Source organism: Bacteroides sp. 1_1_14 (assembly GCF_000162515.1).
Classification (GTDB): domain Bacteria; phylum Bacteroidota; class Bacteroidia; order Bacteroidales; family Bacteroidaceae; genus Bacteroides; species Bacteroides thetaiotaomicron.
Map to the genome: position 1 here is coordinate 488,349 of NZ_GG774706.1, position 23,964 is coordinate 512,312.

A 23,964-nucleotide genomic window follows, 5' to 3' on the forward strand; every position below is an offset into this window, starting at 1 on the left:
TAAAACGTTGTGAGATATAAAGATAATGTCTATCTTTGCACGCTCAAAAGAATAATTTACTATATCAAAATTCTAAAAATTATGTATTTAGACGCAGCTGAAAAGCAAGAAATCTTTGGAAAGTACGGGAAGTCTAACTCTGATACTGGCTCAACTGAAGCGCAGATAGCTTTGTTTTCCTACCGTATTTCTCACCTGACTGAGCACATGAAGCTCAACAGAAAAGATTATAGTACAGAGAGAGCTTTAACAATGTTGGTAGCTAAACGTCGTCGTTTGCTGAATTACCTGAAGGACAAAGATATCACAAGATATCGTTCTATTGTTAAAGAACTTGGTTTGCGTAAGTAATCTACTTGCCGCGAAAAGATTAAAAACCGTTTCTCACATTGAGAAACGGTTTTTTTATTGGCTTTCAATGAAGGATTAGTATTTTATGCTGTGCACATTGATTGCAGCCGGCTGTCCGTTGTATAGTGCTTCACAACTAATTGTCAGGAATGTAGACGAGTTCGCATTATTACAGCGAATGATGGCTACTCCATTTTCGTCGGTGGTAACTTTAGGGTTCCAATAGATTGTACGGCGGTGGTCATTGCCTTGTCCTTTACTGATATCCGGGTAATAGGGTGAATAAAATTCAATGGGTTGGGAGTAACCTTGGATCTGTGTGTTTCGGATACCACGTGATTGGTACTTCTTTTCCGGGTCCCAATTGTCGATGGTAGTGATATAGCAAATTGCAAATTGATTTCCCGGTTGATTATAGGGAGTTGTGTTGTTCAGATAACTTTTGAGGGCTTTTTCTTCAAAGGGAGAGAGTCTGGAAGTTTCCATGTGATTTTTTAGACTTTCGTCGCTCAGGTGATAAGCGCTGTCGTCATCAATTCCGGCACTTGCTGTCGTGCCGTCGCAAATCATAACAGATTTTATCGCATCGATATTTTTATCTATAAAAAGCTCCCGATCAAATGTTGAGTAAAGAACTCCATTTATGACGCATAGTATATAATGATTCTTGTATTTCATGGTTATAAATGGTGGATCTCCCTTCCACTTAGACTTCACTTGAATATTGGGATTTAATGTGGTCATTAGCCAAGGGAAATAGTCCATGAATTTTCCTTCATCGCGCATTCGATCCAGTTCCTTAGGGATATCATAATAAGCTCTTACAGATTGCTCGAAAGCTAGAATTTTTTTGTATTTCGTACGTTTGGCTTTAATCGTTACCTGATCCAACAAATGAGTGTCGTGTCCCATAATTGAATCTAGATAAAGAGAGTCGGAGAGACTGCTCCACCAACTGAGTCCGCTAATATCTTCCCATTTAGGATGTAGCTCTTCGTAAGCGTATTTGCGTAGTTCGGGTGTAAAGTTACGGAAAAGTGATATGTTTGTTTTCCGGTTCAGCTTTTTTCCTTTACGGCGAGTTTGAATAGCCGCACTCATGGAACCATTGAAGGCATCCATTGGAATGTGGAAGAATCCCAAAGAGTCTGTGACCGTAGTACCTGCTGCTGATATCGTATCTCTCCGGGCAATGACGCTTACAGAGATATCTTTTTGCTCTTTGTTTCTCAGAAAAGATGTTACCTGCCCATGCAGAGTCAGTCTCGTTTCCGGCAGATAGATTGGTATTTCTGGAGTGGCACTGATGGCTTGGCTTATATCATATTTTCTCCATCCGTGAATCATCAACAGATTATCTAATGCCACTCTTCGTCTGGGAGAATTGTTTGCGAAATAATATCCAGGTTGATGAATGTATCCTTTCAGATCTGATGTAAGTAAAAGGTCTGTGTAAATTGTCTGATCGAACCGTTGGAAGTCTGATTTTAAAGCATCCCGGACCGCTACGGAGAAATGTCCTTGTATTGGTTGACCTGTATGGTCTTTCATTGAGATATGATACTCAATTGGTTCAAAAGGATAGTATAATGCATTGGTGGATGTGGCTGTTAATTGTAAAGATGGAGAAGGCATTACATAGCAAAAGCGCTCGCATAACGTTGCCCCATTGCTATTCATTAAAGAGAGTTGTATGACTCCTCTCGGCAATCCCTGAGTGGATAACGGGAGATGATATACTGTTTGATCTTTAAAATCAATGGTCTGATACATGAGCGGACGTCCTTGATGTGATATGAATAAAGCCAGTGTATCTTTGAGACTTGTCGAATTTCTGAGAACTTTGATGACTAATGCTTTTTCTTTAGACGCCACATTTAGCACATATCCTTGGGGTAAAGCCTTCGGTAGCTGAAATGAGTATTTTTTATCTTGATAGGTCACTACAGCTTTGGCTTGTTTGTCTGTAGGGGTGTATGTAAAGCATCCCATACCGTCGTGGAGAGTTGTAAATTGTGTAAGTTCTACATCATCTGGCCCATAAACAGTTCCTGAAATGCCTACTGTACCTTCTTCTTTACTTGTCGCTTCGAATGCAACGACTGAAGGCACTCCCTCTACTAATTGTCCACCTTCCGGGAAGAATCGAATCATGAAATCTTTTTCTTTTGAACGCGGACGTTGCTTCATAGATTCATCCATTCGGTAAGTGATGATGCTCCGGTTTTCGTCTACTTCGCTTCTCCGTTTTCTATATACAGGGATCGTACGCGAGAAATATTGCTTTTCACTGAATGCCAACATCCACTTCGTATAGGCCCTAATCTCATAAAAACCGGAGAATAAGGCTTTGGTCAGTATGAATTGCCCTTCTCCTTCTCCATCCCGCAACTGTATGATTTGTCGGTCGCTAGTATTTCCCAGTTGGTCTAATAGTTCTACATAAAGGGGGGTACTGATTGGGCTAGGCTGGTTTTGCTCGGCCGTTACTACGTATGCCTTATACCATATCGTGTCTCCGATGTAGTAACTGGTGTTGTCCAAGTGCAGATAGGCTTTCTCGCGTGGATATGCATCGGCGTAGGCTTGAGAACGGGCAAAGTAAGTTGCGAATATAGAATCCGCAACTTGCTGGCTATGGATTTGCACGGCTATACTTGATAGGAGGCAGAAAGTGATGATTATGGAGCGTATTCTCATTACATTTTGAATGATCAGTAACTTGAAGGTTGGGGAACGTCAAGTGTTAGCATAACTATACTTGTTTGATCACTAACTGTTGCGAAATGAACAGTTGAGCCATCGTAATGACTGGAGTTGGAATAATTTGTGCGATAAGCAAATGATACTTCATCTCCTTTTGTATCATAAGAAAAGTATCCCCATTGAATAGGGGAGTCTTTATTCCAAGGATCATAGACTGCAGAGACCGTAATGGGTTCCCAATAACCACTGCCTGTAATGAGTACATCGCATGCCATAGGGAAAGGTATATCGGGTGGAAAACGAAAACAAATAGAACCATACATTGAATTAACTTTAGAGAAAGTGTACTCTTGCTTATCAAAATCATATCCGACGAAGTTTGCATAGGGATTCCATGGGCCTTTATCAGGATATGGTCGATCATACACTAACTCTGAGCAGGTAGCACGAACCGCAATATATCCTCCTCCTTCGGGAAGTTGTAGATCGGTTACAGGTATTTGGATTGTTTCATAGGTTCCTTCTTGAACCAAAACTTCACGGACAGGAAAGAAGGAATATTCAACTGGATTAGGATCAAAATCACGACTTGCTCCTAATTGAATCTGATCATATTTCCCTTGACCTTGTCGTATCTGAATATTTAGCAAAGGTGGAAATGGAATATATTGACTCCATTCTATTTTAATAATCTGAGGTAATTTTGCATGCTCAAAATACTCGTCCTGGCTCGTTCTTGTTGTTACCACTTTACTGGTCGCTTCTATACTAACAGGGCTGTCTTCCTTCGTACAACTGCAAAAAATGATTGAGAGGAATAATACTAATAGTAAATGGATTCTTTCCTTACTACTTGTGAATTGATTGTGTGTGTTCATAAGCTATATATTTTAGAGGCTTAACAATAACTACTTATGATCTATGATTATGCAAGAAAGGAAAAAATAATGATAATATGAAAATTCCGAGTTTAATTAGTGTTAATCTCCAGTCTATATATTACTTAATCCATTTTCAAGGCAGGTAGGTGAAAAGAGATATATTATGGGAGATATTTTAGGATTATAATTGTGTTCATCTAAAGATTTTGCTATTTTTGCAACCTAATTATTCTAATTTATCACCTTTGCTAACTAAAAAACTTTCAATATGGATACGAGTAAGATTGTTGGAGAGAAAATTAAAGCGCTCCGGGAAGATAAATCAATAAGTATAGAGGAATTGGCACAGCGTTCGGGTTTGGCTATCGAGCAGATCGAACGAATTGAAAATAACATCGATATACCGTCTCTTGCACCGCTGATTAAAATAGCGCGTGTGCTGGGGGTACGTCTGGGCACTTTCCTGGATGATCAGGATGAAATCGGGCCTGTGGTATGCCGTAAAAAAGAGGCTAAAGATGCCATCAGCTTTTCCAATAATGCGATTCATTCACGCAAGCACATGGAATATCATTCATTGTCTAAATCGAAAGCGGATCGTCACATGGAGCCGTTTATCATTGACGTGATGCCGACAGAGGACAGCGACTTTGTGCTTTCTTCGCATGAAGGAGAAGAGTTTATCATGGTTATGGAAGGGGTTATGGAAATCAGCTATGGTAAGAATACCTATTTGCTGGAAGAAGGTGATAGTATTTACTATGACTCCATCGTTCCTCATCATGTACATGCTTACGAAGGGCAGGCTGCTAAAATATTGGCTGTAGTCTACACTCCGATTTAATAAAATCTGATACCAAATATTAAGAATAATCGCATGCAATTATTTGAACGTACTCTTGGGCAATGGCTGGAACATTGGGCTGAAGAGACTCCCGATAAGGAATATATCGTTTATTCCGACCGTAATCTTCGTTTTACATGGAGCCAGCTAAACCAGCGTGTGGATGATATGGCGAAAGGACTGATCGCTGTTGGTGTGGAACGTGGTACTCATGTCGGTATTTGGGCGGCGAACGTGCCCGATTGGCTGACATTGCTGTATGCTTGTGCCAAGATTGGTGCGGTATACGTCACGGTGAATACGAATTATAAGCAGGCCGAGCTAGAGTATCTTTGCCAGAATTCCGATATGCATACACTTTGTATCGTCAATGGTGAAAAGGACAGTGATTTTGTGCAAATGACGTATACGATGCTTCCTGAACTGAAAACCTGTGAACGCGGTCATTTGAAGAGTGAACGCTTTCCGTATATGAAGAATGTGATATACGTCGGTCAGGAGAAACATCGGGGAATGTATAATACTGCGGAAATCTTGCTGCTGGGGAATAATGTGGAAGATGACCGCCTGACTGAACTTAAAAGTAAAGTAGACTGTCATGATGTAGTGAATATGCAATATACATCAGGAACTACCGGTTTCCCGAAAGGAGTGATGCTGACTCATTATAATATTGCCAACAACGGTTTTCTGACCGGCGAACACATGAAGTTTACGGCGGATGACAAACTCTGTTGTTGTGTGCCGCTATTCCATTGTTTTGGAGTGGTGTTGGCTACGATGAACTGTCTGACTCATGGGTGTACACAGGTGATGGTAGAGCGGTTTGATCCGTTGGTCGTGTTGGCTTCCATTCATAAAGAACGCTGTACGGCTCTTTACGGAGTGCCTACGATGTTTATTGCCGAGTTGCATCATCCGATGTTCGACTTGTTTGATATGTCTTGTCTGCGTACCGGTATAATGGCAGGTTCGTTGTGTCCGGTTGAACTGATGAAACAGGTAGAAGAAAAGATGTACATGAAGGTTACCAGTGTATACGGACTGACTGAAGCCGCTCCCGGTATGACCGCTACCCGCATCGATGATTCGTTTGATGTACGTTGTAATACGGTAGGACGCGACTTTGAATTTACAGAAGTCAGAGTGATTGATCCTGAAACCGGCGAAGAATGTCCGGTAGGCGTACAAGGCGAAATGTGCAATCGTGGATATAATACGATGAAAGGGTATTATAAGAATTCGGAAGCTACGGCTGAAGTGATTGATAAAGATAACTTCCTGCATTCGGGCGACTTAGGCATTAAAGATGAGGACGGAAATTACCGGATCACAGGACGTATCAAGGATATGATTATTCGTGGTGGTGAAAATATCTATCCGCGTGAAATCGAAGAATTCCTTTATAAGCTTGATGGAGTAAAGGATGTTCAGGTAGCAGGGATTCCCTCTAAGAAATATGGTGAAGCGGTTGGTGCTTTTATCATATTGCAGGAAGGAGTTGAAATGCATGAGTCGGACGTTCGTGACTTCTGTAAGAATAAGATTTCCCGTTATAAGATACCGAAATATGTCTTCTTTGTGAAGGAGTTTCCGATGACAGGCAGTGGTAAAATTCAGAAATTCAGATTGAAAGATCTTGGATTGCAGCTTTGTAAGGAGCAAGGAATAGAAATTATTTAAATAAAGAATTAAAAAAGAAGAATGAAGAATTAGCTGCGCTGTATGCTGCATAGCAATTCTTCATTCTTCTTTTTTTAGTTCTTCATTCTTAAATGAAATCGTCTCCCAGTTGCATCTGGGCATCATTCACGTATTTGCGGATAGAATGTTCTTCGTCTTTACGGCAGATTAGCAGGACATTGTCCGATTCGGCTATCAGATAGCCTTCCAAGCCATCGATCACGGCGAGCTTTCCTTTGGGGAGTACGATCATATTATCTTTTCCATTATAGATCAAAGAATGACTTTTTAAGGTCACATTGCCTTCCCGGTCTCTTTCTGATAAGTCGTAGAGTGATCCCCATGTGCCCAGGTCAGACCAACCAAAATCGCCTAAAGATACATATACATTGTCCGCTTTTTCCATGATGCCGAAGTCAATGGATACATTGGGACATGCGGGAAAGTTTTCTTCAATGAATGCTTTCTCTTTATCTGTAGCATAGATGTTTTTTCCCGGTGCCAGTTTGGATGCTAATTCGGGAAGCAGGATTTCTGCAGCTTTAATAATGGTATTGACGTTCCACATAAATAATCCGGAGTTCCAGTAGAATTCACCGCTTTCTACGAATACTTTGGCTAATTCCAGTTCCGGTTTTTCGGTGAATGTCTTTACTTTGTAGAAGCCATCACTGGTTGGTTCGTCAATTTGTATATAGCCATATCCGGTCTCAGGACGGTTGGGCTTGATGCCTAGTGTCAGTAACTTTTCAGAGTGAGAAACGAATTCCAGTCCTTTAATGATTGCCGCACGGAATTCTTCTTCTTTCAAAATCAGATGATCTGAGGGAGCAACGACGATATTCGCATTCGGGTTTAAAGCGCGGATGTGATAGGCAGCCCATGCGATGCATGGAGCGGTATTTCTTCTTGCGGGTTCCAATAAAATCTGTTTCTCATCCAATTCGGGAAGTTGTTCCTTCACCAGATCGGCGTACATTGCATTGGTGACAATAAGAATATTTTCGGTTGGGATTACCTTTTGAAAGCGGTCGAAGGTCTGTTGTAGGAGTGAACGACCGGTTCCGAAGAAGTCAAGAAATTGTTTGGGCAATGTTTTGCGGCTAAACGGCCAGAAGCGGCTACCGATACCACCACCCATAATCACGCAATAATTATCCATGTTTGTCATGATAGTGACTCTATTTTTAAATGTTTTTGCTAATGTACGGTTTATTCTCTAAATATAGAAGCCTTTGGGACATGTTTTATTATTTTTTGCTCCTTTTTTTTCTCAAACTATTGTGGAATCAAAATATTGTCGTATCTTTGCACCGCAATTGAGAAATCAAGCATGCCCAGATGGCGGAATCGGTAGACGCGCTGGTCTCAAACACCAGTGGATTCACTTCCATCCCGGTTCGACCCCGGGTCTGGGTACGAATAAACCCTGATAATCACCTGATTATCAGGGTTTTCTGCTTTTATAGGGCGTACTAAAAGTGTACTGAATGACGAATACAAAGAAAAGGTGTACTTTAATAGTTTTCTTCCCCATATCTTTATGATTTCTTAACGCTTATCCTATCTTTATCTACCTTATTATTGCCGATGTTTTCGGGAAAAGTGAGATTCTTACCTTATATTTGTAGTAAGAACGTTTAAAGGCGCACGATTATGGAAAATCATATGGAAAACAATTTCAGAGAAATACAGAAGATATTAGATAGTTGTATAGCTCATGACTATAAAACTAAAGTAGATGCACTATTTTTAAAACGTGAATATTTGACGCAAGCTCAGCTAAAGGATTATTTGCGGCAAGAAATTTTCCGTGTGACTGAAAATATTGTAGCCATCCAACAAAAATACCGTGTCGTGCGTAACATTGTATTGGATATGGATATTCCCGATTTTTTGTGGGAAAGCGGTTATTTTGAGGACTTGAATTCTGATGAAAGAAAAAAGTATATCGGTTTCCGCTGCTCTGATTTTGATATGGACGCATATTTGCATGAACCGTCCTGTTATGATGGGCGGCTTCCCTATTTGTCCATTATCGTTAATCTTGTCGTGCTTTCCAAGTATTTGCGCTATCTGCAAGAACAGGAAAGCAATTACCATACAGATGCGGTTGCCATCCAAGAGCAAGTCTTGCCAAAAGAGAAAGAGGAAAGTGCAGATACTAATCCAACCAAGATTGTGGGCAAAAGCAATCCTTTCAAGTCCACGTTGAAAGCCAATGAAATCAAACTTCTGACCGACTGTGTGAATGAAGCGAATATGTTTACTACTACCGTCAGTGCCAAAATACTTACCGATTTTTTCAACTGCAAACTGAATGGGGTATTGAAAGTTAATAATACCCGTCTGTTAGCCTATCTTATGATGCAGCTTGGCTGCTATAATTACATTGTTTATGAATGGCAGTCTGTCATAGCAAATAACAAGCTGATATTAGGAAAGATAAAAGGAGAACCACTTACACGTACTGACTTATCCAGTGCAACAGACCAAGCAAAAAACATCTATCCGAAAGGATATGAAATCATAGACAAGTACATCAAACAACTGAAAAAAGGTTGAGCATAGATTGAACGCTCAAACAAAGGTCAATTAGACTTCATTTTCAACCTCTTAACTTTGCCCCCGTTAACAAAAAAAACGAGGGTGCGCACCTTCATATTGTTTCACCTAAATTCCTAAACAATATGGAAAGAGATTTAGAGTTAAGAGTTTCAGAACTCGAAAAATTAGTGTTCCTTTCAAAGAATGTGCTTAGCTTCGATGAAGCGAGCAGGTTCTTGAACCTTTCTAAAAGTTACCTGTACAAGTTGACTTCGGGTAACTTGATACCCCATTACAAGCCGCAGGGCAAAATGCTTTATTTTGAGAAAGCGGAGTTGGAAGCATGGTTGCGTCAGAACCCGGTCAAGACGCAGGCACAGATAGAGCAGGAAGCGCAGAAATATATCCTTAACCGTCCTCTAAAGAAATAACGGTTATGGAAAATAGAAAAGCGACAGAAGCTGGGCAGGACGTCACTATGCAGAAAGAGGATTTCGCAGTTCTTTGGAAAACCATTCATCTAAAGGTGACGGACACTTACGAAGTACCGCCCGAAATACTCTGGGTGAACGGCTCTACCATTGGCACGCTGGGTAATTTCAGTGCATCCACGGGTAAAGCCAAGAGCAAAAAGACATTCAACATTTCCGCTATCGTTGCGGCAGCGTTGAAGAATGACGAAGTACTGAAGTATTCGGCATACTTGCCACCGAACAAACGGAAAATCCTCTATGTCGATACAGAGCAGAGTAAATACCATTGCCACAAGGTCATGGAGCGTATTTTACGACTTGCCGGACTGCCTACCGACAAGGACAGAGACGATTTTGTTTTCATCGTGCTAAGGGAGCAGACACCCGACAAGCGGAAACAGATTATCGGCTATATGCTTGAAAATATGCCCGATGTGGGGTTACTCATTATTGACGGAATCCGTGACTTGATGTATGACATCAACAGCCCCAGTGAATCGACTGACCTAATCAACCTCTTGATGCGCTGGTCAAGCGGATATAACCTGCATATCCATACTGTACTGCATTTGAACAAGGGGGATGACAACACAAGGGGACATATTGGTACGGAGCTGAACAACAAGGCTGAAACCGTCCTGCAAATCACGAAAAGCCAGCAGGACGGCAACATAAGCGAGGTAAAGGCGATGCACATACGTGACCGGGAATTTGACCCGTTCGCATTTCGTATCAATGACAACGCTTTGCCCGAAATCGTGGATGATTATGTATTCCAACAACCTAAGCAAGACAGGAATTTTCCGCTTACGGAACTGACTGAACAGCAACACCGGGAAGCGTTGGAGAACGGTTTCGGCAAGCAGGTGGTACAAGGCTATTCCAATGTCATAGCGGCATTGAAGCAGGGTTATGCGAGTATCGGCTACGAGCGTGGACGCAATGTCCTTGTGTCACTTAACAAGTTTCTTGTGAACAAGCGCATGATTGTGAAAGAGGGCAAGGGCTACCGATATAATCCCGATTTCCATTATTAAAAGTCAGTTTGGTTTAGTCCGGGTGTATATATAAGAGGAACGGACTTACTATTTCCCTGTTTCGGAACAAGCAGGTTTAGTATGGTACGGGTATATATATAACGGACTAAACAGGACTGGCGCACTTTTCAACTATTTTTTAATCCCCAAAAAAGAAAATGTTATGAACATCGAAGATGTGAAACAAATACCCATCGCAGACTATCTGCACAGTTTAGGTTACTCTCCTGTCAAGCAGCAGGGCAACGGCTTATGGTACAAATCACCGTTAAGGGAGGAACACGAACCGTCTTTCAAGGTGAACACTGACCGCAATCTTTGGTATGACTTTGGAGCAGGCAAGGGCGGCAACATTATTGCACTGGCAAAGGAACTCTATTGCTCCGGCAGCCTGCCATACCTTTTAAACCGGATAGCGGAACAGACACCGCACGTCCGCCCGGTCAGTTTTTCTTTTCCCCAGCGTAGGACAGAACCGAGTTTCCAACATTTGGAAGTCCGTGACTTGACCCATCCGGCATTGCTCCGTTACTTGCAGGGGCGGGGTATCAATATCGAACTGGCAAAAAGAGAATGTAAGGAACTCCATTTTACCAATAACGGCAGACCGTTCTTTGCTATCGGTTTCCCGAATATGGCAGGAGGTTACGAGGTTCGCAATTCCTTTTTCAAAGGCTGCATCGCCCCGAAAGACATCACCCATATACGGCAGCAGGGAGAGCTGAGAGAGAAATGTTTGGTATTCGAGGGTTTTATGGATTATCTTTCTTTCCTCACGCTCCGGATGAAGAACTGTCCGACCATGCCCGACCTTGACAGACAGGATTATGTCATACTCAACTCTACTGTCAACGTGCCGAAAGCCATTGACGTGCTGTACCCATATGAACGCATCCACTGTATGCTTGACAATGACGAGACGGGGTTTCAGGCTACACAGGCTATTGCATTGGAATACTCCTACCATGTGCGTGACTTCTCGGACAATTATAGGGGCTATTCAGACTTGAACGATTACCTGTGCGGCAAGAAGCAGGAACAGAAGAACAGCACCAGCCAAGTACAGGAGATAAAGCAGGAAACCGGACAACGTGCCGCCCCAAGACAGAAAAGGGGCAGGGGGATTTAGTCCGGCAGGATTACCAACGGCAGGCGGTTTAATTTGGAGAGCAAGGTTATGTTTCGGTAAACCGAAACTACCTTGCTTTGCTCATCACAAAGAAAATTTCTCCCGTTGGTCGCAATTTTTAAGACACCATTTAAACGTAAAAACCTATGACGAATATAAAGGATAAGCCGGGGGGACGTCCGGCAAAGAAACGGATAGAGAAGCAGCAACGGGTTGTCAGTACGAAACTGACCGAGTTGCAGTATTACGCCATCAGAAAGAGAGCCGGAGAAGCCGGGTTGCGTGTCAGTGAGTATGTCCGGCAGGCAGTTGTTTCGGCAGAGGTCATACCCCGGCTGAATAGGCAGGATGCGGACACCATCCGCAAGCTGGCAGGGGAAGCCAACAACATCAACCAACTGGCACACCGGGCAAATGCCGGAGGTTTCGCACTGGTGGCGGTGGAACTGGTGAAACTGAAAAACAGGATTGTCGAAATTATAAACCAGTTGTCGGATGATTGGAAAAATAAAAAGGGAAGCGGGTTTAAGGGCTGCGTAAACTATGTGTTGGGCAAGGAACAGGCGGCTTTGCTCCATGCGGACGGGGTACTGACAGAAAGTCAGGGAGATATAATCCGCAGCTTCTGTATGCAGACCGGGATGAATCCCGACTTGAAAAAGCCAGTCGGACATATTGCGTTAAGCTATTCGGCAGTGGATGCACCCAAATTGACAGACGAGAAGATGATACAGCTTGCGCAGGAATATATGCGTGAAATGAAAATTACCGATACGCAGTATATCATCGTGCGCCATCAAGACCGGGAGCATCCGCACGTGCATATCGTGTTCAACCGTATAGACAACAGCGGCAAGACTATTTCGGACAGGAACGATATGTACCGTAACGAACAAGTATGCAAGAAGCTGAAAGCCAAACACGGGCTTTATTTCGCTGGTGGAAAAGAACAAGTAAAGCAGCACCGCTTGAAAGAGCCGGACAAATCGAAATACGAGATTTACAACGCTGTAAAGAATGAAATCGGAAAGTCCAAGAACTGGCAGCAGTTACAGGAACGGTTAGCGGAAAAGGGTATTACTATCCTGTTCAAGTATAAGGGGCAGGAGATACAGGGCGTTTCCTTTTCCAAAGGCGAATACACGTTCAAGGGTTCGGAAATAGACCGTAATTTCAGTTTCTCCAAACTGGATAAATGTTTTGGGGATGTAGGGCAGGCGATAGTCGGAAGCAATAAGCAGACGGTTACTGCACCTATTCAGAAATCAGTATCAGCACCCGACAAAGCGAATAATTCTTTTATTGCAGGTTTAGACGGTCTGTTTTCCGGTTTGTCAGCCCCGGCTGATGAAATACCCGATGATTCCTTTTTGAGAAAGAAGAAGAAAAAGAAAAAACAACTTAAACTGTAAATACATGGAGGAAAATTTGATTTTAGAGGGGCTTCTCTCAATGGTTACAGAACTGAAAGAGAAGCAGGAAACACAGGTGACGCCAGCCAGTCGGGAGGAAACTCTCGAAAGACTGAACGCAATCGAACAGGCATTGTCGGAACTGCATAGTAACCCGGCTGTTCCCGAAAAGGATTTGCAGGCTATCCGAAGCCAGCTTGACGAGATAAGGAACAGGATGCAAGGTCAGCAGAAACATATTGAGGACACCAAGAAAATAGTATTGGAAACCTACCGTTGTTTCAAGGTAATGATTGATGCCTTGGGTTCTTGCAAGACGGATAAAGAGGAAGCTACGCCCTTACCGCTCTATCAACGGATTTACAACAAGGTAGCTTCTTGGATTTGTCCGGGATTGTTTCTTTTTTCGGCAGTGCTGGTTATCTGTTTCGCTTCCATATTCTTGAATGTTTGTTTGGCTGAACGTATGCAGCAGTTGCAGGACAACGATATGAAATACCGCTATTTACTGATGCAAGGACAGGCAGACGGGGAAACTTTTGATATGCTGGAAAACAAGTTCAAGTGGCAACGGGATAACGGTTTTATCCGAAGTCTGACCGATTCAGTTATAGATTTTGAATACCGCATCCAAAAGCAGGCGGAAGCACTGGAACGTGCAAGGCTGTTGAACGAACAAGCCGAGCAACTAAAGAAAGAAGCCGATAAGTTGGGTAAGCCATAAACAGAGAAAGCCGGAACGGATGAAGCACATTCACCGTTTCGGCTGTTTTAATTCACTTCTTTTTCTTCGTGCAGTGTTCTTTCTCGAACTGGCGTAGCGTGGTAATGCTGAACCTTTCTTTAATAAACTCTCGGACATCGGAAGCCTTGTAATACACTTTTCCGCTGATTGTGAAGTACGGCAGCACACCGATAGCCCGGTAACGTTGAAGGGTTTTGATACTTACTTTGAACAACAGACACAAGTCTTGATTATCCAACAGGTTATCATCTTCGGGCAGCACCTTATCGGCGTTACGCAACACCCGTACATCTTTGCAGAGTTCTTCCAGTTTGGCATACAACTTCTGCATCCATTCGCCAAATTCATCATTTTCTATATACATAATTGCTTCATATTTCAGATTATACCTTTTGTGAATTGATGAAGCAAAATTCAGAAAAAGAATGCAAGAAAATTACGGGGGCGCACATGGAATCCATTATAAATAAATCATAAAGCACTGATTATCTATATCCTTTTTTGTCATGTTCCTTTCGGATAAGGTCTGCCAGTCCATTAAGAAATTCTGTGAGTTTGCCCGGCTTTCGTTTTATCACGTCCTCATGCTTTTGGTGACAGTCGCTTATCTTGATGTTAAACAACCATTCAAAACCTTTGGATAAATCTACCAAATAGGCAGGTTTGCCGTTCTGATAAACAATGTCTTTGGAGAGGAACAGACCGCTTACCATTTCCATGATGTTGATAAGGGCTGTTTTGTCAGCGAGATAGAGAGGGGAAAGGCTTTGTTTTTCAATCCGCTGTTTGAGTTGTTCCGGGTATTTGATGCGCCATTCAATAAGGCGTATTTCTGTGTTTAAAAGTCCTATCGCTTCATCAATTAGATGCAAATAGGGCATTTTTTTCTTGCTCAAACCGTACACGGTATGACTTAAGACGATATAAACCAAAAGAAAAATAGCGGAGTAATACACTATAATCTTGCTCGTTAATACTGAAATTGGCTACATGGATAGCTAATTCTTCAACAGCTTTTGTTAGTTCAGATGCAGAAACTTTGCGCTGTGAGTATTCCGATAGTAATCGAAAAAAAACTCTGTTGTAATAATGCTTTCATCTATTAATATTTTTAATTTCATAATTAGTTAGTTCGTCTTTTATAGAATTTTACTTATATCATTGGGTGTCTTAAAATAATAGTCTGCACGTATAGGATTAGATACATTATTGCTCCATAAAACCAATCCGGAATCAACACCGGCATTGTTAGCACATTGAATATCATAAATACTATCACCAATATAGAGAGCGTTTTCGGGGCTTACATGGGCTTTAGCCAAATATGCTACTAAGGGTGCTGCTTGGGGCTTATGTTCATCAGTATCATCGGCACATACAATTGTGGAAAAATAGTCCGCTAACCCTAATGGCTCAAAATCAGAATAATATTCTTGATATGTTTTGGAGGTTACAATGCCTAAAATATAGCCTCTTGATAAAAGGGATTGCAAGCATTCTTTGATACCTTGAAAAGGTTGAATAGTGTGCTGGAGCAATTTCATATTCCTATCCCATCGTTTCAATGCATCTTCTATGTCGGGTATTTTGAGTAATTCCAACGCATTTCTTCCGGTAATGCCTAAAGCAAATTTCAGACTTTCATATTGAGGTGCGCTTCCTGTTATTTCTGTAATTGTTTTTATTAAAGAGTTGATGACTGCATATTCCGTATCTATCAATGTACCGTCTATGTCGAATACGATATGTTTATATTTCATGTGTTGATTTATTAGTCAAATAATACTTGCCAGTTTCTATCGTAGTAAGCTGAAAAGCACATTTTAATTTGTTCTTCGTTATTTTTCTCTTTTGCAAGAATAGGTAATTCTTCCAATCCGAAATAGGCACTCTCATCCGTTTCAATATTGGGTCGGAAATATCCGCTTTCAATCTCACAAAGAACAAAAACTTTACAAACATTGTAGGCATAGGGGGGAATATTATGCAAATTTCTATCTTGTATAGCTATTATCCGGATAGCTTTTACATTTAATCCTGCTTCTTCTTTTACTTCTTTTTCTGTATTAGTCTTGATACTCTGATTTATATCGACCCAACCACCGGGCAAAGACCAAGTTCCATTTTTCTCTTTCACAAGCAGTATTTTATCATCTTTGAATATAGCAGCTCGTGTATCTAATTTAGGAGTTTGAAATCCTGTTTCATTGCAAAACAGATTCTTTACTTTTTCTATGGGTATTTCACTTTGCAGACTAAGCATTTCTGCTGCAATTTCTCTAATGCGTTCAAAGCGTTCTATATCAAATACATCTTTGGAGTATGTCAATCCCCCTTGGGCAATGAATTGTAGTTCTTTTGCCCATTCAAGCCATTGTGGTTGTACTATTTTATTCATATAGTGAATGTTAGTATCGTTATATTGATTTACAAAGGTATGGAAAATGAAATTCTTTATTTTTGTCCTATGTTAAAAAATCATCGGCTTGACCGGATTCTGCTAAGAGAAGGTTGTGTTATTCCTAAAAAAGAGGCAATATGTCCTAAAGTCACTCGGTGGAAAATGCTGGGATATTCTTTTATCAACTTTTCATAACGTTCTTGGGCAGACAAGTTCAGCCGGGAAATATGAATGTCCTGTAAAAGTAGAAAATTTTCTTGCTGTAACACTCTCATCCAATTGGCAATGTCAATACGGGATTTATATAAATCATTCAACTTGTCTATAGAAATGGAGTAGGTTAAAGTTTCTTCTAAGGTTTCTACATATTCAAATCCTGCTTTGTGCCGATATAAATCCCATGAACCACAAGTCGCATCGCCTTCCATAGAAAACCATGTTGTTATTTCTTTTCCATTATGCAGGATATATGAACGTGTTATTCCTTTTTCTATGAAATAGACTTGATTGTCAAAACGACCAGCTTGTATGATGATAGTTTTAGCTGGAAAAGTCTGTTGTTTAAAACAGTACTTTAGCAGATGCAATGAATCATCCGAAACAGGATAGAGTTCTTGTATCTTTCTTATTATATTATCCATTATCAATGTTTTTGCTCTTTCTACAAAAATAATAAAACAGAAAGGGATAATATTGTTGCATTCATAGTTTAAAAAGGAATTTGACTATTTTTAGCAAGGTGGGATGAAAAGAGAACCACGATGTGGATATGTGATATAGGCAAAAGAAATAGGTGGTGCTAAACTACGTTTAGTTTATCCCTTTGTTTATATAGCCAAAACGAACTAAACCAATTTCTATTGACAGCTAGAAACGATACTGGCGAAAAAAGAAATAGTATTACCTTTTTCGCCAGTATCGTTTTTAGCAATCTTTTTCAGTCTTGATTTATCCTTAATAGTTTGAGGAAGAAATGAACTCTTTTATTTCTTCCTCGGTTGGAAGTTCTATCATGTACTTCTGTACAAAGATATTCGGGTCTAATCCGGCAGTGGCATATTTAACTAATGTATCTCCCTTTTCGGTGCAGAGCAAAATGCCGATAGGCGGATTATCATCCGACTGCATCACTTCTGCTTTAAAGTAGTTGAGGTACATATTTAACTGTGAAGCATATTCATGGCGGAACTTGTCTATCTTTAATTCCACAATAACATGGCATTTCAAAATACGGTGATAGAACACAAGGTCAGTAAAGAAATAATCTTCATCAATCAAGATACGTTTTTGCCGGGCTTCAAAGCAGAAGCCATGTCCCATTTCTAACAGGAAGCGTTGCAGATTGTCAAGAATGGATTGCTCCAAGTCGTTTTCTGTCACTAATGCACGTTCATTCAAGCCTAAGAATTCCAAAGTAACAGGGGTATTGATTACATCTTTGGGCTGTAATAAGGTTGCTTGTTGTTGGACTAAAGCGGAGAGTGCTTCTTTGTTTTTGGATAGTCCGCTACGTTCGTAATATAAAGACGCTATTTGTCGCTCCAACTCCTTTACAGACCAGCAACCACGCATAGTTTCCATTTCATAGAAAGCACGTTTTACCGGGTTTTCAATTCCCGATATGGTATTTAAATGGGTGGAAGATAATCTGTTGAATAATCTATCAGCCGGAATCATCCATGTTTCGGTTTGTGGGTGTTCTGTTGATAGTTTCCAAACGCCATTTTCAGATTCGGCGGTCACCAACCGCCGAATTGGTTCGGTGAATTCGGCGGTCAATGACTGCCGAATTTGTATTTGTGATGCAATATATTGTGTGACAGACTCTTTTAGCTGTGGATAAACAAGATATAACCGCCTAAATTCACGGAATCTACGTTCATTCAGACCTTTTGTTTTCAGCCGTTGTTCCAGCTTCTTCAACAATTGTTCACCGTATGCGGCACGGTCTTCTCCGTTCTGCTCAAACTCTACGATATAGCAACCCATAAGCCAGTTACGGGAAGTAAGGGCAAGGTTTACAGCGTGTGCAGCTTGTACCTGCAACGTGTTCTGTATCGTATTGATATGTTTTACTAATGCTTCAAAGTTCATAGTTACAAAGATAAGTCTTTTATGGTTAAAACTTTAGTTCGGGCAAGCTGTTTATTGCTTCCTCTTTTAATTTATCCATCGCACGGGTGTACTTCTCCGTATGCTTTAATCCGCTATGTCCTAAAAGGCTGGCTACGGTTTTGATATTTGCCCCATTATTCAGAATGTTCACGGCAAACGAATGTCGGGCACAATGCCAGCTTATATGTTTGTCTATTCCGGCTCTCTTTACCCAACGCTTTACTGATTTACAGCAGCTTTCGTATGTAGGTAAATCGAATATCAAACAGTTCTTGTCTGCCGGAGCTTCGCCAATAATGGATAATAGACCATCATTCAAGGGAATAACTACACCGCTACTGGCAGAATGCCCCTTGGTCTTGCTTTGCTCGAACTTCAATAATCGGTTAGCATAGTCCACATTTTTATAAGTAAGGTCTTTTACGTCTCAGAAACGCAGCCCACAATACAGACAGAAGACAAAAGCCCGTCTGACATTCGGATTTTCATTATCGTAATGGCAAGCTACCAATTTTTGTATTTCTTCGGGAGAAAGCACATCTTTCCGAAGCATTTGACTATCTACTTTGCAGGTAACACTTTTGCACGGGTCTTTCAACATTACATCGTGTTCAATCGCATATCGAATAACTTTCTTGAAACGCTGGTAAATGCTTTTAGCACCCTCACCCACACTTCGGGATTGCAGGTAGGCTACAAACTGCTCCATCATTTCTTTGGTGATAAGTTCCGGTTTGATACTAAACTCATTCATGGGGTACTGCTCTTTTAAGAAGTCCTTAAAACGGCTAAGCGCAATTTGTACCATGCGAATATCTTTCTTGGTATAACTGTTGATATAAGCTTGGAAATAGTCTAAGAAATTGACCGTTCTATCTTTTTTCAACCGATACCCCAACATACTTTCCTTAAATTCCTGTTCACGCTCTGCGCGTATCTTTGTGGCAAGCTCCAACGTTTCTTTGTTCTGCTGACGTTCCGCAGGGGTACGGGGCTTATCTATCAGATACAGACTAAGGTTTTCTTTTCGCCTGTTGTGCTTTACTGCAAACTTGGGCTTGCCTTGCATCTTTCCACTATCATAGTACACTTGATTGCCGTTTTCATCTAATACGGGCTTTTCCTCTCTACCTAAATAATACTCTAAGTAAAGGCTAATTCTACCATCCGAGAGCTTATTTTGCTCTAACTTGGGGTTTTCTTTCGTTTTATTTTCTAACTTTGCCATTGTTTAGAGGTTTTTATCCCGATTTAGGTACCATAACCGGGTGATTACGCTAAATAGTTGATTTTCTTTTGTTTTCTGATATTGCAAAGGTACAAAAGAAAATGATATTTCAAAGTGTACTAAAAGTGTACTGAATAACAGAAAATGGGCAAAATATGGCAAAAATGGAGAAAATAGGAAATATGCAAGTTATTGATAATAAGGTAGATAGTTTCTTTTGTTTTCCTATGATTTCTATGGTTTGTACCGGGTCTGGGTACCACGAAAAGCTAAGAATTGAGCAATCAATTACTTAGCTTTTTTGTTATAGGGTATTTCTTTCTAATGTGCACTACCAGAAGGTTTTCGATATTTTCTATAGACTGTGTTATTTGCAGCAAAAATACTAAAAAGGTGCAATTCACTTTTACGATGAATTGCACCTTTTCTTATCTCTCAGTATCATTTATCCCTTGCCTACCTTTATCCAGGTTGCTTTCTTCCATAGCCATTCTAATGGACCCTGGCGATGTGAACGAAGCCACCAGTTACAAAAAAAGTATTGTAAAAAGAATACGCTTACACCAATAAGGATACACGCTGTAATGCCTGTATGCAGATAAAGTCCTAATCCCCAGTTGTAAAACAAGAATCCTCCGATTAAAGATTGTGACAGGTAGTTGGTCAAGCTCATGCGTCCATAAGGTGCAAATTTATGAAGAACATTCTTAAGGGTTGTCAGGTAATAAACCAGTATGATACCTGCAAACATGATTCCTGTAAATGCAATATTTGACAGTGACTTGCATAGAAGGACAGAAGGTACAAGTAGTGCTTCGCGACTTATAAAGTCGGGGAGTATATTTATCAAACCATAAATGGGGAAAAAGGCGGTAACGGCTATGATGAATACTTTAATCCAGATTTTTATATTCTTTTCTGAATAGAGAAACGCGTTGCTACGCCCAATTATCATACCTACCATAAACAGACCGGCGGTTTGAGTAACTCTTCCGTGTAATAGCATCCAACCCATGTTGGCAACATTACCCGTCCATATGGCAGTTTTGCACATTTCGAGGAAAGAACCTTCTTTCTGAGCTGCATTGACTAACTCCCAGTATGGAGCATCAAGCTCAGCATTAATAATATAGTCAGGGTTGATGAGTGCATAAATTATTTGTCCCAATTCAATAGGTTGAAGTAGAAGAATGACTGCTATGATCGTGACTGTTCGGGTAGAGAGTCGGCAGACTGCGATCAGTACATAACCAAGCAAGGCGTAGAGTACCAATATTTCACCCGGAAATAAAGCCGAATTAATACAAGCTATAAAAAGAAGTAATACTAACCGCCAGGCAAACCGCCCACGAAAATCTTTTCCTTTAAGTTTTTGTGAATTGTCTTGAATAAAAAAACTAAATCCAAAAAGCAATGCAAAGATGCAGTATGCCTTACCGGAAAAGGTAAAAAATACACTATCCCAAATTACCCTATCCGTAAATATCAGAAAGTTACAGGTCTCTTCCGGAAAGCTATTGAGGCTAAACCGTTCGATAAAATGGATAAGTGTAATTCCCATTACAGCGAACCCACGTAGCACATCAGCTATTTCTATACGATTATTATGGGGTAATGTGTTAGATAAATGCATACTTTTTAGAATTTAAAATGTTAACGTACTTTTTCAGATGCAAATTTAACGCAGCCCTTTTATAGTTTTGGAAAAATACTGTTCAATAAAGAACAAAATATGACTTTTATGTGCTTTGTATGATTGATGATGCTGTTTGTCTTTTATAGTTAGCTTGTTGATAACTTCCTGAATATTAATGTAAATAATGAAATAAAATGCTATGTTGGTCTTATTAAATAGAAACAACTTGTACTGAATACATTTCTAATGAAAGGTATACATGCTATTGTTTTGTTTAATTTGTGAGGGGTTAGTCCAAATTTAATTTTGTAGTGTGGGTTAATAAAGTATAACTGTTCATTGACGATTTGATAATCAGTCTGTTTTACTACTCTTCGAAACATTTCTATTGTACATCGGGTGTATTTGATAGTTAATAACTCTTTGACTGTACTTTCTTGTTCGCTGAATAATTCCAATATCCATTTATACAAAATACGAGGTAGTAAATGTATAAATGGCATATGAGAGATAATCTTACTTCTTGCAATCTGCTGATGTCCGCCGAATGGCATTTGCCAGGCAGGAAAAGCAATGAAGATCATTCCGTTAGGCGATAGATATTTTTTTAAGTTGCGCAGAAATTGCTCCTTGTTGTCGATATGTTCTATTACATCATGTATGAGAATAAGCGGGAAATGTTTCTGTAAATCTTTTAATAAGAAGATATCAGAAGCGATGAAAGTTCCTTTTTGCCTTTTAGTGATGAAGAAGTTTTGTGCCTGTTCAATTCGGGATGCGGCAATATCAATTCCAATGACATCACAACCTAGCTCGGCAAAGGGAAGCAGATTCCCTCCTTCGCCACACCCTACTTCCAATACTTTGTTTGGCAGATTTCCAGTATATTCTTTAATATAAGGAATATAATAATTTCTCGTAGTCTGAGCTTGTTCCTCAAAATAACGTTCACGGTTTGTATGTCGTTTCTGCATCTGATTTGTCTATTGTTTCTAACTGTTCTATAGTTATGATAAACTATCAGCCGGAAGACTGCATGGCAGAATGTTTTTTTACCAAGAGAAACGAATGCCTACAGGAACAGAGAACGTAACCGGATGTTCTTTTCGGATTGTGCGCAATGAACTTCCATCGGGAATATAGTAATTAATGGTTGGCTCTATATAGATGCTGGTGTGAGGTGTAAAGTGGTATTGTACACCTGTACTCGCATTGATTGACCATTGCAAAGGTACATCTAATGACTGGTAACCCAAATTAATGGGGACACTATCTGTGACATGAGAAGTATGCAGAGTTCCTTTTATCGGGATTTCCATTTGTAAACCGGCTGTTGAGTAAAATGAGAATTGTTTATAATTCCCAAAACGGTAGGAAATACGGAGAGGAATACCTATGTAATGGAGCTTCTGGGTTTCCTGAATCCGATATTCCTTTCCTGTGGTGAACTCTGATTTTAAATAAATATATTGTAATCCGGTTTCTATACTCCAGTGGTTATTCAACTTTTTGTTCAATGCTAGTCCGATAGTGATGGGGCTATTATGGTGTTGATGTTCTATAATTCTTCCACTGTTGTTCTTGGCAATTGTCATTAGCGTAAGCGAGTCTCCTAAGGTTCCTTCCTGATTGCGGGTGTTTAAATAGTCATAATATTCTTCCCAAGTATTGACTTGCTGGGGGAGACCGCTTTCCAAACCGTCAGAGTGTGGTGTTGTCATCAACTTGTATAGGTTTTGTGCCAGTTGTGGTCCGACTGACCCTGCCAACATCATTTTCCATTTCCCTATTTTCTTTTTGGGGAGTGAAGTGAATTCTTGGCTTGAATATGAGAATGTAATAATTTTCTCTGCATGCTCCCATGTAAAAGATGGTTTGGCAACAGGCTGTTTCTCTACTGAGTCTTTTATTTCAGAAGTGGTAGATAATCCTGTTGCACTTGTGTCTAATGCTAACCGGGGGAGGTTTGCTAAAGTAGTATTAAAAGGGGGTTCTTCTTTGTAGTGAGAGATATGTCCGGAAGAGGTAATGCTCTCATTTTCTTCTTTCTTATCTAATTTCACTTTCCGAATGACATTGTTAGACCAATGATTATCTTTAGTCTCTTTTCTTTTCCAGTATAGATAGTCGTGTATCGTTGGGAAAAAAAATAAAATCACTAGTATAAGAATCAGCCTGTAATCAGAAATCATCTTTTTAAGTAAGACTTTTGCCCTGAATAATTGAGAAGAGGAGGAGTGGGGAGCTATATTCAACAGTTTACCTATTTCCTTGTGAGATAATCCCTCCAATACAGCTAACTTGAAGATTTTGCTGTATCCTTCTGGCAATTTCTCTACCATTTCTGTTATTTTATCATAAGGAATAGAATCAGATGATAGCGAATTGTCAATAGGCTCCTCGTTTTCAGGGATATCAGATAAGGGAATTGCAGAGTTTGTACTCTTTTGGTTGAGATACCTTAATGAAATATTCTTCATAATTATTCCCATCCAGCTTTCCAGTTTTTCGGGAGTACGTAATGTCTTAATCGAAGTGAAAATGACAATGAATCCGTCGTGTAGGAGATCTTGTGCGATTTGTTTATCAGGTATATAATGAAGGCATATTCCCATCATCTTTTTCGAATAGGTTTTATAAAGTAGACTTAATGCCTGCTCATTCCCTTTTTTACATAAATCTACAAGTTCTTTTATATCCATGTGCGTGTATTATTTTAATATGATGAATAGAAAACGAAAAGACTGCATGCTTTTTCGGTTTTTAACATCTTGTT

Annotated in this window: 21 protein-coding genes, 1 tRNA gene and 3 pseudogenes; 11 read left to right on the plus strand and 14 right to left on the minus strand. The window is 40.2% G+C overall.

Going from position 1 to position 23,964, the window contains the following annotated elements; all coding sequences use genetic code 11:
* Nucleotides 1–81 precede the first annotated feature (81 nt).
* Complete coding sequence (gene rpsO / locus HMPREF9007_RS10820) at nucleotides 82–351, plus strand: 30S ribosomal protein S15 (protein WP_008761978.1); 270 nt, start codon at nucleotides 82–84, stop codon at nucleotides 349–351.
* Nucleotides 352–426: 75 nt separating this feature from the next.
* Here the strand turns inward: rpsO and HMPREF9007_RS10815 are convergent, their stop codons facing one another.
* Together HMPREF9007_RS10815 and HMPREF9007_RS10810 are read right to left on the minus strand one after the other, a co-directional pair.
* On the minus strand, nucleotides 427–3,051 hold the full coding sequence (locus HMPREF9007_RS10815; RefSeq protein WP_008761979.1) for a hypothetical protein: 2,625 nt from the start codon (nucleotides 3,049–3,051) through the stop codon (nucleotides 427–429).
* 14 nt (nucleotides 3,052–3,065) lie between these two features.
* Nucleotides 3,066–3,935, minus strand: a complete 870-nt coding sequence (locus tag HMPREF9007_RS10810; RefSeq protein ID WP_008761980.1) for a hypothetical protein — start codon at nucleotides 3,933–3,935, stop codon at nucleotides 3,066–3,068.
* 271 nt (nucleotides 3,936–4,206) lie between these two features.
* Here HMPREF9007_RS10810 and HMPREF9007_RS10805 point away from each other — a divergent pair, with 271 nt between their 5' ends.
* Complete coding sequence (locus HMPREF9007_RS10805; RefSeq protein WP_008761981.1) at nucleotides 4,207–4,782, plus strand: XRE family transcriptional regulator; 576 nt, start codon at nucleotides 4,207–4,209, stop codon at nucleotides 4,780–4,782.
* A gap of 33 nt (nucleotides 4,783–4,815) precedes the next feature.
* Entirely contained in the window at nucleotides 4,816–6,465 is a 1,650-nt protein-coding gene (locus HMPREF9007_RS10800) for an AMP-binding protein (protein ID WP_008761982.1), read from the plus strand.
* Nucleotides 6,466–6,553: 88 nt separating this feature from the next.
* Here the strand turns inward: HMPREF9007_RS10800 and HMPREF9007_RS10795 are convergent, their stop codons facing one another.
* Nucleotides 6,554–7,636 (minus strand): mannose-1-phosphate guanylyltransferase, encoded by a 1,083-nt coding sequence (locus tag HMPREF9007_RS10795; protein WP_008761983.1) that lies wholly within the window; start codon nucleotides 7,634–7,636, stop codon nucleotides 6,554–6,556.
* Nucleotides 7,637–7,800: 164 nt separating this feature from the next.
* On the opposite strand from HMPREF9007_RS10795, the gene HMPREF9007_RS10790 reads away from it, so the two are divergent.
* The 8 genes and pseudogenes from HMPREF9007_RS10790 to HMPREF9007_RS10765 all read left to right on the plus strand — a co-directional run bounded on the left by HMPREF9007_RS10790 (nucleotide 7,801) and on the right by HMPREF9007_RS10765 (nucleotide 13,787).
* Nucleotides 7,801–7,884: transfer RNA gene (locus HMPREF9007_RS10790), tRNA-Leu, on the plus strand.
* 237 nt (nucleotides 7,885–8,121) lie between these two features.
* Complete coding sequence (locus tag HMPREF9007_RS10785) at nucleotides 8,122–9,030, plus strand: hypothetical protein (protein ID WP_008761984.1); 909 nt, start codon at nucleotides 8,122–8,124, stop codon at nucleotides 9,028–9,030.
* A gap of 125 nt (nucleotides 9,031–9,155) precedes the next feature.
* A complete protein-coding gene (locus tag HMPREF9007_RS10780; RefSeq protein WP_004323794.1) occupies nucleotides 9,156–9,443 on the plus strand; it encodes a helix-turn-helix domain-containing protein in 288 nt (95 codons plus the stop codon).
* Nucleotides 9,444–9,448: 5 nt separating this feature from the next.
* Entirely contained in the window at nucleotides 9,449–10,522 is a 1,074-nt protein-coding gene (locus HMPREF9007_RS10775; RefSeq protein WP_004323793.1) for an AAA family ATPase, read from the plus strand.
* 163 nt (nucleotides 10,523–10,685) lie between these two features.
* A complete protein-coding gene (locus HMPREF9007_RS10770) occupies nucleotides 10,686–11,651 on the plus strand; it encodes a toprim domain-containing protein (protein ID WP_008761985.1) in 966 nt (321 codons plus the stop codon).
* A gap of 146 nt (nucleotides 11,652–11,797) precedes the next feature.
* Nucleotides 11,798–12,130 (plus strand): annotated as a pseudogene (locus HMPREF9007_RS27765) (MobC family plasmid mobilization relaxosome protein); the annotation flags it as partial.
* Nucleotides 12,131–12,139: 9 nt separating this feature from the next.
* On the plus strand, nucleotides 12,140–13,063 hold the full coding sequence (locus HMPREF9007_RS0125150; RefSeq protein WP_032850488.1) for a relaxase/mobilization nuclease domain-containing protein: 924 nt from the start codon (nucleotides 12,140–12,142) through the stop codon (nucleotides 13,061–13,063).
* Nucleotides 13,064–13,067: 4 nt separating this feature from the next.
* Complete coding sequence (locus HMPREF9007_RS10765) at nucleotides 13,068–13,787, plus strand: hypothetical protein (RefSeq protein ID WP_008761987.1); 720 nt, start codon at nucleotides 13,068–13,070, stop codon at nucleotides 13,785–13,787.
* A gap of 52 nt (nucleotides 13,788–13,839) precedes the next feature.
* Here HMPREF9007_RS10765 and HMPREF9007_RS10760 read toward each other — a convergent pair whose 3' ends face one another.
* The 11 genes and pseudogenes from HMPREF9007_RS10760 to HMPREF9007_RS10715 form a co-directional block, all read right to left on the minus strand.
* On the minus strand, nucleotides 13,840–14,172 hold the full coding sequence (locus HMPREF9007_RS10760; RefSeq protein WP_008761988.1) for a helix-turn-helix domain-containing protein: 333 nt from the start codon (nucleotides 14,170–14,172) through the stop codon (nucleotides 13,840–13,842).
* A 121-nt stretch (nucleotides 14,173–14,293) separates the two neighbouring features.
* A complete protein-coding gene (locus HMPREF9007_RS10755; protein WP_008761989.1) occupies nucleotides 14,294–14,713 on the minus strand; it encodes a hypothetical protein in 420 nt (139 codons plus the stop codon).
* A pseudogene (locus HMPREF9007_RS26300) lies at nucleotides 14,667–14,907 on the minus strand (hypothetical protein). Before HMPREF9007_RS26300 ends, HMPREF9007_RS10755 begins: the two are co-directional and overlap by 47 nt.
* 40 nt (nucleotides 14,908–14,947) lie before the next feature.
* On the minus strand, nucleotides 14,948–15,568 hold the full coding sequence (locus HMPREF9007_RS10750) for an HAD family hydrolase (RefSeq protein ID WP_004323786.1): 621 nt from the start codon (nucleotides 15,566–15,568) through the stop codon (nucleotides 14,948–14,950).
* 11 nt (nucleotides 15,569–15,579) lie between these two features.
* Entirely contained in the window at nucleotides 15,580–16,206 is a 627-nt protein-coding gene (locus HMPREF9007_RS10745; protein ID WP_008761990.1) for an NUDIX hydrolase, read from the minus strand.
* An 80-nt stretch (nucleotides 16,207–16,286) separates the two neighbouring features.
* Nucleotides 16,287–16,850 (minus strand): Crp/Fnr family transcriptional regulator, encoded by a 564-nt coding sequence (locus tag HMPREF9007_RS10740; RefSeq protein ID WP_004323784.1) that lies wholly within the window; start codon nucleotides 16,848–16,850, stop codon nucleotides 16,287–16,289.
* A gap of 313 nt (nucleotides 16,851–17,163) precedes the next feature.
* Nucleotides 17,164–18,303: a PDDEXK nuclease domain-containing protein gene (locus tag HMPREF9007_RS10735; protein WP_004323783.1), complete on the minus strand. Its 1,140-nt coding sequence runs from the start codon at nucleotides 18,301–18,303 to the stop codon at nucleotides 17,164–17,166.
* A 25-nt stretch (nucleotides 18,304–18,328) separates the two neighbouring features.
* Nucleotides 18,329–19,552: pseudogene (locus tag HMPREF9007_RS10730) on the minus strand (site-specific integrase).
* A 445-nt stretch (nucleotides 19,553–19,997) separates the two neighbouring features.
* Complete coding sequence (locus HMPREF9007_RS10725) at nucleotides 19,998–21,185, minus strand: DUF418 domain-containing protein (RefSeq protein WP_008761992.1); 1,188 nt, start codon at nucleotides 21,183–21,185, stop codon at nucleotides 19,998–20,000.
* Between the two features lie 200 nt (nucleotides 21,186–21,385).
* The gene (locus HMPREF9007_RS10720) at nucleotides 21,386–22,162 is read right to left on the minus strand and encodes a class I SAM-dependent methyltransferase (protein WP_008761993.1); all 777 of its coding nucleotides are present in this window, start codon (nucleotides 22,160–22,162) and stop codon (nucleotides 21,386–21,388) included.
* Nucleotides 22,163–22,240: 78 nt separating this feature from the next.
* Nucleotides 22,241–23,890: a sigma-70 family RNA polymerase sigma factor gene (locus HMPREF9007_RS10715; RefSeq protein ID WP_008761994.1), complete on the minus strand. Its 1,650-nt coding sequence runs from the start codon at nucleotides 23,888–23,890 to the stop codon at nucleotides 22,241–22,243.
* Nucleotides 23,891–23,964 lie beyond the last annotated feature (74 nt).

Coding starts and splice junctions, on each gene's coding strand:
- rpsO (WP_008761978.1), top strand. CDS start 82: ATGTATTTAGACGCAGCTGAAAAGCAAGAAATCTTTGGAAAGTACGGG.
- HMPREF9007_RS10815 (WP_008761979.1), bottom strand. CDS start 3,051: ATGAGAATACGCTCCATAATCATCACTTTCTGCCTCCTATCAAGTATA.
- HMPREF9007_RS10810 (WP_008761980.1), bottom strand. CDS start 3,935: ATGAACACACACAATCAATTCACAAGTAGTAAGGAAAGAATCCATTTA.
- HMPREF9007_RS10805 (WP_008761981.1), top strand. CDS start 4,207: ATGGATACGAGTAAGATTGTTGGAGAGAAAATTAAAGCGCTCCGGGAA.
- HMPREF9007_RS10800 (WP_008761982.1), top strand. CDS start 4,816: ATGCAATTATTTGAACGTACTCTTGGGCAATGGCTGGAACATTGGGCT.
- HMPREF9007_RS10795 (WP_008761983.1), bottom strand. CDS start 7,636: ATGACAAACATGGATAATTATTGCGTGATTATGGGTGGTGGTATCGGT.
- HMPREF9007_RS10785 (WP_008761984.1), top strand. CDS start 8,122: ATGGAAAATCATATGGAAAACAATTTCAGAGAAATACAGAAGATATTA.
- HMPREF9007_RS10780 (WP_004323794.1), top strand. CDS start 9,156: ATGGAAAGAGATTTAGAGTTAAGAGTTTCAGAACTCGAAAAATTAGTG.
- HMPREF9007_RS10775 (WP_004323793.1), top strand. CDS start 9,449: ATGGAAAATAGAAAAGCGACAGAAGCTGGGCAGGACGTCACTATGCAG.
- HMPREF9007_RS10770 (WP_008761985.1), top strand. CDS start 10,686: ATGAACATCGAAGATGTGAAACAAATACCCATCGCAGACTATCTGCAC.
- HMPREF9007_RS10765 (WP_008761987.1), top strand. CDS start 13,068: ATGGAGGAAAATTTGATTTTAGAGGGGCTTCTCTCAATGGTTACAGAA.
- HMPREF9007_RS10760 (WP_008761988.1), bottom strand. CDS start 14,172: ATGTATATAGAAAATGATGAATTTGGCGAATGGATGCAGAAGTTGTAT.
- HMPREF9007_RS10750 (WP_004323786.1), bottom strand. CDS start 15,568: ATGAAATATAAACATATCGTATTCGACATAGACGGTACATTGATAGAT.
- HMPREF9007_RS10745 (WP_008761990.1), bottom strand. CDS start 16,206: ATGAATAAAATAGTACAACCACAATGGCTTGAATGGGCAAAAGAACTA.
- HMPREF9007_RS10740 (WP_004323784.1), bottom strand. CDS start 16,850: ATGGATAATATAATAAGAAAGATACAAGAACTCTATCCTGTTTCGGAT.
- HMPREF9007_RS10735 (WP_004323783.1), bottom strand. CDS start 18,303: ATGAACTTTGAAGCATTAGTAAAACATATCAATACGATACAGAACACG.
- HMPREF9007_RS10725 (WP_008761992.1), bottom strand. CDS start 21,185: ATGCATTTATCTAACACATTACCCCATAATAATCGTATAGAAATAGCT.
- HMPREF9007_RS10720 (WP_008761993.1), bottom strand. CDS start 22,162: ATGCAGAAACGACATACAAACCGTGAACGTTATTTTGAGGAACAAGCT.
- HMPREF9007_RS10715 (WP_008761994.1), bottom strand. CDS start 23,890: ATGGATATAAAAGAACTTGTAGATTTATGTAAAAAAGGGAATGAGCAG.